13 protein-coding genes are annotated in these 12,659 nt (G+C 70.1%); 7 read left to right on the top strand and 6 right to left on the bottom strand.

The genetic code is table 11. The features are described 5' to 3' along the window. Position 1: 1 nt before the first annotated feature. From nrdF to FHX68_RS05760, 3 genes are all read left to right on the top strand, one after another. Positions 2-982 (top strand): class 1b ribonucleoside-diphosphate reductase subunit beta, encoded by a 981-nt coding sequence (gene nrdF, locus FHX68_RS05770; RefSeq protein WP_141380292.1) that lies wholly within the window; start codon positions 2-4, stop codon positions 980-982. 302 nt (positions 983-1,284) lie between these two features. Further along, positions 1,285-2,247, top strand: a complete 963-nt coding sequence (locus FHX68_RS05765; RefSeq protein WP_141380291.1) for a capsular polysaccharide synthesis protein — start codon at positions 1,285-1,287, stop codon at positions 2,245-2,247. 43 nt (positions 2,248-2,290) lie between these two features. Further along, positions 2,291-2,764 (top strand): DUF3817 domain-containing protein, encoded by a 474-nt coding sequence (locus FHX68_RS05760; protein WP_141380290.1) that lies wholly within the window; start codon positions 2,291-2,293, stop codon positions 2,762-2,764. A gap of 50 nt (positions 2,765-2,814) precedes the next feature. Here the strand turns inward: FHX68_RS05760 and FHX68_RS05755 are convergent, their stop codons facing one another. Further along, complete coding sequence (locus FHX68_RS05755; RefSeq protein ID WP_141380289.1) at positions 2,815-3,186, bottom strand: VOC family protein; 372 nt, start codon at positions 3,184-3,186, stop codon at positions 2,815-2,817. A gap of 89 nt (positions 3,187-3,275) precedes the next feature. On the opposite strand from FHX68_RS05755, the gene FHX68_RS05750 reads away from it, so the two are divergent. Both FHX68_RS05750 and FHX68_RS05745 read left to right on the top strand, forming a co-directional pair. Continuing rightward, on the top strand, positions 3,276-3,686 hold the full coding sequence (locus FHX68_RS05750) for a MarR family winged helix-turn-helix transcriptional regulator (protein WP_141380288.1): 411 nt from the start codon (positions 3,276-3,278) through the stop codon (positions 3,684-3,686). A gap of 4 nt (positions 3,687-3,690) precedes the next feature. Beyond that, positions 3,691-4,134 carry a DoxX family protein gene (locus FHX68_RS05745; protein WP_141380287.1) on the top strand — a complete coding sequence of 148 codons (444 nt, stop codon included), beginning with the start codon at positions 3,691-3,693 and terminating at the stop codon, positions 4,132-4,134. Here FHX68_RS05745 and FHX68_RS05740 read toward each other — a convergent pair. Both FHX68_RS05740 and FHX68_RS05735 read right to left on the bottom strand, forming a co-directional pair. Next, a complete protein-coding gene (locus FHX68_RS05740; protein WP_141380286.1) occupies positions 4,083-5,204 on the bottom strand; it encodes a class I SAM-dependent methyltransferase in 1,122 nt (373 codons plus the stop codon). The two genes, FHX68_RS05745 and FHX68_RS05740, sit on opposite strands and share 52 nt — an antisense overlap. Next, positions 5,201-6,523: a DUF4921 family protein gene (locus FHX68_RS05735; protein WP_141380285.1), complete on the bottom strand. Its 1,323-nt coding sequence runs from the start codon at positions 6,521-6,523 to the stop codon at positions 5,201-5,203. Before FHX68_RS05735 ends, FHX68_RS05740 begins: the two co-directional genes overlap by 4 nt. A gap of 153 nt (positions 6,524-6,676) precedes the next feature. Here FHX68_RS05735 and FHX68_RS05730 point away from each other — a divergent pair, with 153 nt between their 5' ends. Then, on the top strand, positions 6,677-7,057 hold the full coding sequence (locus FHX68_RS05730; protein WP_141380284.1) for a DoxX family protein: 381 nt from the start codon (positions 6,677-6,679) through the stop codon (positions 7,055-7,057). Positions 7,058-7,087: 30 nt separating this feature from the next. On the opposite strand, the gene FHX68_RS05725 is transcribed toward FHX68_RS05730, so the two are convergent. The 3 genes from FHX68_RS05725 to FHX68_RS05715 form a co-directional block, all read right to left on the bottom strand. Then, positions 7,088-8,470, bottom strand: coding sequence for an MFS transporter (locus FHX68_RS05725; RefSeq protein ID WP_141380283.1), 1,383 nt, complete (start codon positions 8,468-8,470; stop codon positions 7,088-7,090). A gap of 139 nt (positions 8,471-8,609) precedes the next feature. Next, positions 8,610-9,266: a response regulator gene (locus FHX68_RS05720; RefSeq protein ID WP_141380282.1), complete on the bottom strand. Its 657-nt coding sequence runs from the start codon at positions 9,264-9,266 to the stop codon at positions 8,610-8,612. Further along, the gene (locus FHX68_RS05715) at positions 9,263-10,948 is read right to left on the bottom strand and encodes a sensor histidine kinase (RefSeq protein WP_141380321.1); all 1,686 of its coding nucleotides are present in this window, start codon (positions 10,946-10,948) and stop codon (positions 9,263-9,265) included. The genes FHX68_RS05720 and FHX68_RS05715 overlap by 4 nt, the downstream gene beginning before the upstream one ends. A 160-nt stretch (positions 10,949-11,108) precedes the next feature. Here FHX68_RS05715 and FHX68_RS05710 point away from each other — a divergent pair, with 160 nt between their 5' ends. After that, complete coding sequence (locus FHX68_RS05710; protein WP_141380281.1) at positions 11,109-12,644, top strand: CitMHS family transporter; 1,536 nt, start codon at positions 11,109-11,111, stop codon at positions 12,642-12,644. Positions 12,645-12,659 lie beyond the last annotated feature (15 nt).

Below are 12,659 nucleotides of genomic sequence, written 5' to 3'. Positions count from 1 at the left end.
CATGACCCCTCCCGAGCCGCTCAAGCTCATCGACCACGTGCAGGCCATCAACTGGAACCGCATCCAGGACGAGAAGGACCTCGAGGTGTGGAACCGCCTCGTGAACAACTTCTGGCTGCCCGAGAAAGTGCCGCTGTCCAACGACGTGCAGTCGTGGGCGACGCTCACCCCCGAGGAGCAGACGGCGACCATGCGCGTGTTCACGGGGCTCACGCTCCTCGACACGATCCAGGGCACCGTCGGCGCCGTGTCGTTGATCCCCGACGCGATCACGCCGCACGAGGAGGCGGTGTACACGAACATCGCGTTCATGGAGTCGGTGCACGCGAAGAGCTACTCGTCGATCTTCTCGACGCTGTGCTCGACGCCCGAGATCGACGACGCGTTCCGCTGGTCGGTGGAGAACGAGAACCTTCAGACGAAGGCGCGGATCGTCATGGACTATTACCGCGGCGACGAGCCCCTGAAGCGCAAGGTCGCCTCGACGCTGCTCGAGTCGTTCCTCTTCTACTCGGGGTTCTATCTGCCGCTGTACTGGTCGTCGAAGGCGAAGCTGACGAACACGGCCGACATCATCCGCCTCATCATCCGCGACGAGGCCGTGCACGGCTACTACATAGGCTACAAGTTCCAGAAGGGGCTCGAGAAGCTGACGCAGGCCGAGCGCGATGAGCTGAAGGACTACACGTTCTCGCTGCTCTACGAGCTCTACGACAACGAGGTGCAGTACACGCAGGACCTCTACGACGGCATCGGCCTCACCGAGGACGTCAAGAAGTTCCTGCACTACAACGCGAACAAGGCGCTGATGAACCTCGGCTACGAGGCGATGTTCCCCGCGCAGGTGACGAACGTGAACCCGGCGATCCTGTCGGCGCTTTCACCGAACGCAGACGAGAACCACGACTTCTTCTCGGGATCGGGTTCGAGCTACGTCATCGGCAAGGCCGTCGCCACCGAAGACGACGACTGGGATTTCTAGAACCTGCGGAATCACGCGGAAATCTCCACCGAAAGAGGCCCCCGGCGAGCAGCTCACACGAGCGCTCGCCGGGGGCCTCCTTGTCGTCGTGACTACATTCTGACCACATGTGCTACGCGATCGCCGCGACGGACGCGTGGCCAACCCCCGCAGGTGTGCACCTCGACGCCGACCAGCACCGGACGCTGGGGCTCGCGCTCGCTCCGGTCGTCGCCGCGCTGCTCTGAGGCGCCGCCGGCGGGTGTCCGCCCGGCCGCCCGGTGTGCCGGTCGGATAGTCTGCCCGTCGGAAGGGGTGAGTGGATGCCGGAGCGAACGAACGAGGTGACGCCCGAGCGCGTCTTGGCCGGCGTGCAGGCGCAGCTCAAGCGGTCGAGCTCGTTCGCTGACACGATCGATCCTGTCGCGGCGCTGAAGACCTATGGGCGCCTGCTCGATCTGGTGCGACCGCGCCTCGCATCGTTCCGCGTCGCGGCGGGACTGCCCGCCCGGCCGCGCGCCTTCGCGAGCACCCACGCGGAGATCGCCACGCGCACCTATCGTCACCGGACCGCGCCGTCGGACCGCGTCTTCACGTACTGGGACAAGCCGCTCGAGACCGCGCCGCCGCTCGTCCAGGCGTGCATCGCGCAGATGCGCACAGTGTACCCGGCGCTCCGCGTGCTCGACCGTACGTCGGTGCGGGACGTCGTCGAGATCCCGGTGCGCATCGCCGAGCTTCTCGAAGTCGACCGGCCCGCGCACTTCTCCGACTACATCCGCACGAAGATCCTCGAGGAGCGCGGCGGCATCTGGGCCGACGCGACGGCCTGGATCGGTCGCAATCTCGACGACGACCTCGAGCGGGAGTACCTGCGCGCCGGGACGATCTTCCCGCGGTGGACGCGGCGCTCGATCGCCAACTGGTTCATCGCGTCGTACCCGCACACGCCGCTGCTGTCCCTGCAGCGCATGACCCTCGACGCGTGGTGGGAGGAGAACGACGACCTTCCCCACTACTTCCTCTACCACCGCATCTTCGAGGTGCTCCAGCGACTCGTGCCCGAGGTGCGCGGTCAGTGGGATGCCGCCCCGACGCTCTCGGCGGCCGGAGCGCACCGGCTGCAGCTCGAGATGATGCAGCCGTGGCGGCCCGACACGCTCACCACGATCGCGCAGAGCGCGCCGCTGCAGAAGCTCAGCTACAAGTACGACGAGGTGCCCGCGGGATCCGTGCTCGAGCACCTCACGCGCGACTACGCGACGGATGCCGCGGAGCCGGCCTGAGCCAGCGAACGCGAGAGACCGATGCTTCAGATAGACTGAAGGTGTGTTCCGAACCCCGCAGTCCCTCTTCCGCACGCTCGCGATCGCCGAGGCCGTCTCCTGGACCCTGCTGATCGCCGGGCTCATCATCCGCGCCGTGACCGGCTGGGCGCCGGCGGTGACGATCGGCGGTGGCATCCACGGCTTCGTCTTCCTCTCCTACGGCGCGACTGTGGTGCTCGTCGCCCTCAACAATCGCTGGGGCGCCGGGCCGACGATCCTCGCCCTGGTGAGTGCCATCGTGCCGTACGCCACCGTTCCCGCCGAGATCGTGCTGCAGCGGCGCGGACTGCTGGCCGGGTCATGGCGGCTCGCCGCCGATCGCACCTCGACCGACGCGCGCTGGTACGACCGTCCGCTCGCCTGGCTGCTCGCCCGACCCTCCCTGCTGTTCGGCGGCATCGCCGTCGCCGTCGTGGCGCTCTACACGGTGCTGCTGATCGTCGGGCCTCCCGGCGGGTCCCCGGCGCAGGCCTGATCCACCGCAGCTCTGATCTAGCCTTCGTCTCCGCGGCCCGCGCACCGCGGTCAGTCGTACGGGACGAGCTCCTGCAGCGCCCAGCGGTTGCCGTCGGGGTCGCGGAACGACACGAACCGGCCCCAGTCGAGCTCCTCGACGCCCTCCGCGTCGACCCCGACCGCGCGCAGCTGCGCGAGCGCCGCATCCGCGTCGGCGACGACCACCTGGATCACGTCGAGCGTGCCCGGCGGCACGTCGGAGCCGAGACCCTCGCCGATGGCGATCGAGCATGCCGAGCCAGGCGGCGTCAGCTGCACGAAACGCACGTCCTGCGATGGGGACGCGTCGATGTCCGCGTGAAAGCCGATCCGCGTGTAGAACTCCTTCGCCCGGTCGACGTCGGTCACCGGCACGAAGATGAGCTCGATCTTCCAGTCCATGGCATCCGCCCTTCCCTCGTGTGGACTGCGTACGTGACTCACGGTACGGCGGGCCTCCGACACCGGCGCGCCCTCGATAGCATGTGCCTATGAGTCAGGACGCTCCGCGCTTCAGCCCCGTCATCGCGCTGCTCGCGGTCTCGGCGATGTGGGAGGGCCAGCTCGCGGCGATCCTGAAGGACCTCGGCATCACGACACGCAAGTTCGGGCTGCTCGGACACATCTACGCCGAGCCGGGCATCTCGTTCTCCGAGCTCGCCCGTCGCTCGCACATCACCGTGCAGTCGGCGCACACCGCGGTGCGCACGCTCGTCGACGAGGGGCTGGTCGAGGATGCCACGGCGCACGCCGGCGCGGCGAGCGACCTGCACGTCACACCGAAGGGCGCCGAGGTGCTGCAGACCGCCCGCAACCGGCTGTTCGAGCTCGACGGCGCGCTCGCCCAGCGCCTGCCGAACGTCGCCGCCTCGCTCGACGGCATCCGCGCCGGGATCGTCTGACCCGGTGTCGACTCTCCGCACCGTCTCCCGCTGGGCGCTCGCCGCGCTGCTGATCGCCGCGGGCGTCGGCCACCTCACCACGCTCCGCCGAGGTTTCCGGATCGTCGTCCCCGACTGGGCGACGCGGCTGCTGCGCACCGACAAGGACACGATCGTCGTCGTCTCGGGGGTCGTCGAGATCGCCCTCGGCGCGGCGCTCGTCGCTCTGCCGAAGGAACGTTCGCGCGTCGGAGCGGCGGTGGCGGCGTTCTTCGTGGCCGTCTTCCCCGGCAACGTCCACCAGTGGCAGACGGGCCGGTCGGCGCCCGGCCTCGACACCGACGGACGGCGGCTCGCGCGGCTGTTCCTGCAGCCCGTCCTCGTCGCGTGGGCGCTGTGGGCGACGCGCGGCGGAGGTCAGCGCCGCGTCGACACCGTGACGGTGAAGCGCGGGTCGCGGGCCACCTGACGGGTCGGTCCGACGAGGCGCTCGAGCGCGCCGCGGTAGGCGAGCGGCGAGTTCCACACGCACCACAGCTCGCCGCCCGGGCGCAGCACGCGCGCGGCATCGGCGAACAGGAGCGGCGCGATGCGGTCGGTGACCGCCGCGCCGGAGTGGAACGGCGGGTTGAGCGTGATGACGGATGCCGAGGCATCCGCTCGCTCACGGAGCGCGTCGTCCCGCACCACCTCCGCGCGCCCCTCGACCCCGTTCGCCGCCATCGTCGCGCGGGCGGAGGCGACCGCGACCGCCGACTGGTCGGACGAGCGCACCCGGGCGTCGAGGTTCTGCGTCGCGAGCCACGCGCCGATGACGCCGTTGCCGCACGCGAGATCGAGCCAGGGGTCGCTTTCGCCGCCGCCCGGTAGGTCGGTGGGGAGGTGCGCGAGCAGCAGCCGCGTGCCGGCATCGAGCCGCACGCCGCCGAACGTGCCCCCGTACCCGCGCAGCTCGAGCCCGTGCACGTGGGCCGAGGCGGGCATCGGATCGGCTCCGTCGTGCGGATCTCGGGCGATCAGCACGCGCGACTTCTGTCGCGCATGCGTCACGTCGACGCGGGCGAAGAACTCGCCGAGCACGGCGTTCATCGCGACGCTCATGTGCTTGATGCGCCCACCGGCATACACGACGACGTCGGGCGCCGCGTGTGCGGCGATTAGCCCCGCCACGTCGCGCAGCGCCTCGAGGGACCGCGGCAGGCGCAGCAGCACGACGCGCGCCCCGCGCACCGCGTCGGGATCGAGATCGGGGTGCACCGTGAGCCGGTCGTCGAGACCGAGACGCGCCGCGTTCGCGACGATCGCCCGCTCGCCGGCGAGTGCGTCCTGATGCACGCGGAGGCCCCGAGCGCCGTCCCACGCCGCGCCGAGCGCGAGGGCACCGTACGCGTCGCCGATGACCGTGATCGCCCCGTCGCCCGCGGGCTCGCGCGCCTCTCGTGATTCGTCGAGGATCAGCCGATCGGCGGCATCGGATGCCACGAGCCCCGGCCCCTCGACGTCGGGGGCGCGGCGGAGCGAGTCGAACGGAAAGCTCACCGGCGAGCGACCAGGTCCTCGTCGGTCCAGGCCGACTCGGCATAGCGCAGCCGCGCATCGGCCGGCACGCACTCGTCGCCGATGCGGATGCCGGCGGCGATCCTGCCCTCCGCCCGCAGCTCGTGGAGCGAGGCGACCGCGCGGCGGCGCAGCTCCCACGGGTCGATCGTGTTGAGGTGGATCTTCGTGCCGCCCTCGAAACCGGCGGGGTTCGAGATGCGCCACTTCAGCACGACGCGCCACGGCATGGGCCACGGCGCCCCCGGCGGACGGTAGTGCCACTCCTCGTTCGTCGGCACGAGCGGACCCGTCGCGGCGTGCAGAGCGTGCAGCAGGTCGGAGACGGCGCGCACCCCGGCATCCGAGTGCTCCTGCGGCAGGTTCGCCTCCGACGTCGAGTAGACCTCGAACGCGGGGTAGCGGTGTCCGACGCCCGCGAAGGCGACCGCGCCGTCGGTCGCGGCGACGAGGAGGCGCTCGGCGACGGCGAGGTCGGCGATCTCGCGCTGGTAGAGGTCACGGTCGTGGGAGAGGAGGCGCAGCTCGTGATCGACCTGCGGACCGTGCTCGTCGATCGCGACGAGCTGCTTGTGCAGGTGCTCGAACGATGCGCCGGCGGGCCGCAGCCAGTTCTGGAACACGGCGACGTAGGCGGCGTTCGGCTGCGCAGCCTGGATCTCCGCGAGCGAGCGCACGGTATAAGCGGTGTACGCGGCGTGCTCGTCGGGGGTCAGGGTTCCCGCCGAGGCGAGGTCGTCGTCGGTCGCCGCGCCGTCGACGAGGTGACGGCGGGCGACGATGACGTCGTGCGAGCCGCCGAGGAGGTCGAGCGCGGCCTCTTCGACGGAGACTTCGACGCCCGCCGCCGCCGCACGGATCGCGGCGAGCGACTCGATATGCGCGCGGCCTGCCGGGCTCGACAGGTAGTCCTGCGCCCACTGCACGACCGCGGACGGCTGGCGGAACCCGTGGTTCTCGCGCCAGTACTCGGCCGACACGATCTCGAAGAGATTTCCGAAGCGACGGAACTCGGCGACGGTGTCGAACAGCTCGGCGGCGGGGGTGTGACGGTGCTCCGCGAAGTCGGGGCCGACGAGGCGGGTCTTCTCCGGCGTGGTCTCGAGGTAACGCGTCGCGCAGAAGGCGCACAGGCCGTCGGCCTCGCCCGCGGCAACGGGGCGCGGCTCGCCGCGCGGGGCGGAGATCGGCCGGTTCGCGCGGCCGGGCACGGTCCACACGCGCGTGCCGGTGAGGGGTCCGATCTGTTTGACCGTGCCATCGGGGAGTCGCCGGATGGGGGATGCTGCCGCGCCGCTCACCTGACCAGCCTATCGCCGAACCGCTCTGACCGCAGGATGAAGTAGCAATAATGTTCTAGATGAGGGGGATTCGGCGGCACAAGAGGAGAAGATGAGTTCCCCATCGATGCGCGGGCCTGGGCCTCTGCACGCGTCGGGCGCATACTTGCTCTCATGAAGACGTTCGCGCGCTGGCTGCTCGCCGGCGGGATGGTGTTCGCGGGGCTCAGTCATCTGTTCTGGGCGCGACGGGAGTTCCAGGCGCAGGTGCCCGACCTCGTCACCGATGCGCTCCCGATCGATAAGGACGCGGTCGTGGTGGCGTCGGGCGCCGTCGAGATCATGCTCGGGGCGGCGCTCGTCGTGCTGCCGAAGGAGCGCCGCCGGATCGGGGCGATCCTCGCCGCGTTCTTCGTCGCGGTCTTCCCCGGCAACATCGCGCAGGCGACGCAGAAGCGCGCCGCCTTCGGACTCGACAGCGACGGCGCGCGCATCGCGCGGCTCTTCTTCCAGCCGCTGCTGGTGTGCTGGGCGCTCTGGTCGACGCGCGACTGACCGCACCCCCGCTTCGTTGTGTGTCGGGGGTCAGCGCTTCGTCGGCACCTTGATCGAGGCGGTCTCGGCGGCGACGCGCTCACGGTCGACGCGGTCGATCTCGCGCAGCGAGATGCCCTTCGTCTCGCGCATCGACACGACGGCGACGAGGGTGATCGCCGCGGCGGCCGCGAGGTAGACGGCGACGCCGACCCACGATCCGGTCTGCGAGAGGATCGCCGTCGCGATGATCGGCGCGAGCGAGCCGGCGACGATCGAGGTCACCTGGTAGCCGAACGAGACGCCCGAGTAGCGCATGCGCGTCGGGAACATCTCCGACATGATCGCCGGCTGCGGCGCGTACATGAACGAGTGGATGACCAGACCCAGGCAGATCGCCAGGATGATGATCACGGGCTCCTTCGTGTTGAACATCGGGAAGGCGATGAAGCCCCACGCCGCCGCGGTGACCGCGCCGAAGCCGTACACCGGCTTGCGGCCGATGCGGTCGCTCAGGCGGCCGACGAGCGGGATCACGATCATGTGCACGATGTGGGCGATCGCGATCATCGCGAGCACCTCGGCGGTGTCCATCTCGAGGAACTTCTGCAGGTACACGATCGAGAAGGTGACCACCAGGTAGTACATGATGTTCTCCGCGAAGCGCAGACCCATCGCGGTGAGGATGCCGCGCGGGTAGCGCTTGAGCACCTCGAAGACGCCGTAGCTGATCTCGTCCTTGGCCTCGACCTCCTTCTGCACCTCGAGGAAGATCGGGGCGTCGGTGATCTTGGTGCGGATGTAGTAGCCGATCGCGACGATCACGACCGAGAGCCAGAACGCGACGCGCCAGCCCCATGCGAGGAAGTCGTCGTTCGACAGCGTGCGGCTGAGCACCAGCAGCACGACGGTGGCGATGAGGTTTCCGATCGGCACGGCGGCCTGCGGGAACGACGACCAGAACCCGCGGCTCTTGTCGGGGGAGTGCTCGGCGACCAGCAGCACGCCGCCGCCCCACTCGCCGCCCACGGCGAAGCCCTGCGCGAAGCGCAGGACCACGAGCAGCACCGGCGCGAGGTAGCCGACCTGCTGGAACGTCGGCAGGCAGCCCATCAGGAACGTCGCGACGCCCACGAGGATGATCGCGACCTGCAGGAGCTTCTTACGGCCGTACTTGTCGCCGAAGTGGCCGAACACGATCCCACCCAGCGGCCGTGCGATGAAGCCCACCGCATAGGTCACGAACGCCGCGATGATGCCCGCGTACGGGTCGTCGGAGGGCGGGAACATGAGCGTGCCGAACACGAGGGTCGCGGCGGTGGCGTAGAGGAAGAACTCGTACCACTCGACGATGGTCCCGGCCATCGATGCGGTGACGACCCGACGGAGACCGGACTGCGGGGGCGTGCCGTGCGATGCGGTCGCTGAAACCATGCGCTGATACCTCCTTGTAGAGCGCGATGCGGCGAGGGATGCCGCGCCGTGGACGCTACCTGAAAAGTGATTCAGGTACAAGGTTCAGTGCCGCACAGTGCCTGTGCGCTCGCGCACCGGATCGGGCGTGCAGCCGCGGCTACGAGCGTCGCCGCGCGTAACGATGCTCCGGGCGCCCGGTGGTGCCGTAGCGCAACCGCACGTCTACGATGCCGCGCGCGGCCAACGCTGCGAGGTGGCGCTGGGCGGTGGCGCGGGAGACGCCCGCCCGGTCGGCGATCTCCGCCGCCGAGGACTCGTCGTCGCCGAGGGCGCCCAGGATCACCTGCTCGGTCGCCGATCGCGATACGGACGACGAATCGCCGCCCGCGCGGAGGATGCCGAGCGCCCGATCGATCTCGTCCTGCGACACGGTGCGCCGCTCGTCGAGCACGTTGCGGAAGCGGACATAGCGATCGAGCACGTCGCCGAGCGCGCGCCGCTCGAACGGCTTCACGAGGTATCCGAGCGCGCCGGCGCGCAGGGCGCGGCGCACCGTCGCCGCGTCGCTCGCGGCCGAGAGCACGAAGGCGTCGATCGGGGTCTCGCGCACGAACGCGATCCCGTCGCCGTCCGGCAGATACGCGTCGACGAGCAGGAGGTCCGGACGCTCGGTGCGGACGGCGGCCGTCGCGTCGGCGAGCGTGCGCACCGGCTCGAGCGCCCGGTAGGCGGACCGCTCGGCCACGATCTCACGATGCAGACCGGCGACGCGGAAGTCGTCGTCGACGACGAGCACGCGCAGAGGAGTCGTCATGGGGTGGGGTCCCTTCGGTCGGCGATGCCGCGCGGTGCAGAGCCGGGGTCGGGGGAGTCGTCGACGCGGGCATCGCCGAGAACGCCGCGCAACCGCGCGCCGAACACCGCCCCGGTGTGCGCGGAGGTGCCGCCGGGCGAGATGAGCCACACGTCGCCCCCGCCGCGGCGCGCCAGCTCGCGCGACAGCGGCAGGCCCACGCCCAGCCCGTGCACCCGATCGATATCGACGGCGGTCCGCCCGCTCCGCACGAACAGGTCGATGTCGGCTCGCACACCGGCGCCGGAATCGGCGACGGTGAGCACCAGGTCGTGCCCATCGCTGAAGCATCCGATCTGCACATGGCGTGGCTCGTGGCCCTCGACGGCGGCCTGCACCGCGTTGTCGACGAGGTTGCCGAGCACCGCGGCCACGTCCTCCACATCGATCAGCGGTGCCAGCAGTAGCGAGTCCGGGTCGACCGAGATCCGTACGCCCCGTTCTCCCGCCTCGAGGGCGTGCGCGCCGATGAGGGCATGCAAGAGGCTGTCGCCGATGCGGTCGATGCTCTCGACGGGGTAGTCGACGGGTCCACGATGCAGCTGCTCGCCCAGGAACTCGCGAGCCTCCGCGGGGCGGTCGGCGTCGAGCATCGCGACGGCGACGTGGAGGCGGTTGGCGAACTCGTGCCGCTGCACACGCAACGCACCCGTCATGGCCCGCACCGTGTCGAGTCGCTCGCTGAGCGCCGCGACGTCGGTGCGGTCTCGGATGATCAGCACGGTGCCCAGGTCGCGTCCGCCGTGGCGTACGGGCTGCGCGTCGGCGTAGAGCACCCGGTCGCCCACGACCACGCCCGCACTCGCGGTGCCCTCACGGGCCGCGGCGAGGATGGCGGGCGCGATACCCAGCCGCTCCAGGCTCATCCCGGTGGGGTCACCGAGTTGCAGCATCCGTCGTGCTGCGTCGTTGCAGAGCCGGACGACACCGCGGTGGTCCAGGGCCACGACCCCGTCGCCGACTCCGTCGAGGACGGCGGCCTGATTCTGGACGAGGGCGACGAGCTCTTCCGGCTGCAGACCCAGCGTGAGCCGCTCCCACCGTCGCCGCAGCACGATTCCGGCGATGGCGGCGAGCAGGACTCCCGCGCCCGCGGCCGCAGCGACCCCGCCGAGCAGCGCCGGCAGATCGTCGAACACGCTCGAGGGTTCGAAGCCGACGCTCACCTCGCCGACCGGAGAGGCACCCGGCGGGCGCGCGCCGTCGGCGCCGGGGGGCCAGATCGGCACCTTCGCGCGAGCCGAGACGCCGAGCGTCCCCTGCTGCCAGGTAATCACCTCGTTGCCGGCGAGCACGTCGCGAAAGTCGGTGCTGACCGGCTGGCCGAGGAGGGCGGGGTCGGGATGGGCCAGGCGGATGCCGTGGTCGTCGGTGATCACGACGAACAGGGTGCCGGTGCGCGCGGTCACGTCGGTGGCCAGCTCCTGCAGCGGGCCGCCGGTCAGATCCGCGCGGCGCGGCGTGCCGGGATCGGCGCTGATCTCGGCCACCGCGGCGCGCACCTGTGGGTCGACGGCGATGGTGCGGGCGATGTTCAGGGCGGAGGTCTCGGCCTCCGCACGCAGCTGCTGGACACCGAGCAGCACGAAGACGAGGACGCACACCGCGACCACGGCGGCGGCCGTCGCCAGCTGCACGAGCATCACTCGCGTCGCGAACCTCATCTGGTGAGCATAATGTGCTGAACTCGCGTTGCGCGCAGAAGTCCGAGCAATGAGAGATACCTCGCGCGGGCGCGGCGGCCTCCCTAGAGTCGCGGAATCCGGTCGACGAGGCGCGTCGGCCGCAGACGAAGGAGTCGAGATGCCCCCTGTTCTCACGTCACTCGCGGCCGCGGCCGACGAGGGTTACGACCTGGCGTTCACGCCGTCGGACGGCGTGCTGGTCGTCCTCGGGTTCACGATGGTGCTGACGTTCATGGCGCTGATCATGACGCGACGGCTGACCCCCATGGTCGCCTTGATCGTGGTGCCCACGATCTTCGGTCTCTTCGCCGGAGCGGGTTTCGGCCTGGGGGACATGATCATCGACGCGATCAAGTCCATGGCGCCCACCGCGGCGCTGCTCATGTTCGCGATCATGTACTTCGGGATCATGATCGACGTCGGTCTGTTCGACCCGCTCATCCGCCTGATCACGCGTGTGCTCGGCGACGATCCCGCCAAGGTGGTGCTGGGCACCGCACTGCTCGCCGGAGCGGTGTCGCTGGACGGCGACGGCTCGACGACGTTCATCATCACGACCTCGGCGATGCTGCCCATCTATCTGCGCCTCGGCATGAGCCCGGTCGTGCTCACCTGCGTCGCGGGACTCATGAACGGCACGCTCAACATCGTGCCGTGGGGCGGTCCGACGGTGCGGGCGGCATCCGCCCTGTCGCTGCAGCCGACGGACATCTTCGTTCCCATGCTGCCCTCGCTCGCGACCGGCCTCGTGATCTCGCTGGCCTTCGCCTGGTTCCTCGGGCTCGGTGAGCGCCGCCGCCTCGCTGGCTCGATCGACACCACCCGCATCGAGGCGACTCGCGGAGACGGCATCTTCGGCGCTCCCCGCCTCTTCCGCGGGGCCGAACCGAAGCCCGGTGCCGCCGCGACGCTGCGCACCGGCAACATCGTCACCGTCCGGGGTGCGCGCGACGCCGTCGCCGCCGCCGCGCTGGTGGATGCCGCCGACACCGCCATGGCCGACACGATGCTCGACCCGAACCGGCCCACGCTGCGCCCGCGTCTGATCTGGTTCAACCTCGTGCTGACCGTCGCTGTCATGGTGCTGCTGGTGCTCGACCTCTTCCCGCTCGCGTTCGTGTTCATGGTCGGTGCGGCGATCGCGCTGATCGTCAACTTCCCGAAACTCAAGAGCCAGGCGGACGAGATCGTCGCCCATGCCCCCTCCATCGTCGGCGTCGTGTCGATGGTCCTCGCCGCCGGCGTGCTGGTCGGTGTGCTCAACGGCACCGGGATGGTGACGGCGATGGCCTCGTGGATCACCTCGGTGATCCCTGCCGAGATGGGACCCTTCCTCGCGGTCATCACGGGTGTGCTGTCGATCCCGTTCACGTTCTTCATGTCCAACGACGCCTTCTACTTCGGCATCCTGCCGGTGCTGGCCGAGAGCGCCTCGCACTTCGGCATCGCACCCGTCGAGATGGCGCGCGCCTCGATCACCGGCCAGCCCGTCCACCTGCAGAGCCCGCTCGTTCCGGCGATCCTGCTGCTGGTCTCGCTGGCGAACGTCAACCTCGGCGACCACCACAAGAAGGTGCTGTGGCGGGCTGTCGTCGTCTCGCTGGCAATGCTGGTCGTCGGCGTGATCGTCGGGGTGATCCCGCTCGCCGCCTGAGGGTGCTCAGGCACG

The sequence above is a fragment of the Microbacterium lacticum genome, assembly GCF_006716815.1.
Lineage (GTDB): Bacteria > Actinomycetota > Actinomycetes > Actinomycetales > Microbacteriaceae > Microbacterium > Microbacterium lacticum.
The sequence above is the reverse complement of the archived record's forward strand: the minus strand, read 5'-3'. Positions and strand labels throughout refer to the sequence as shown.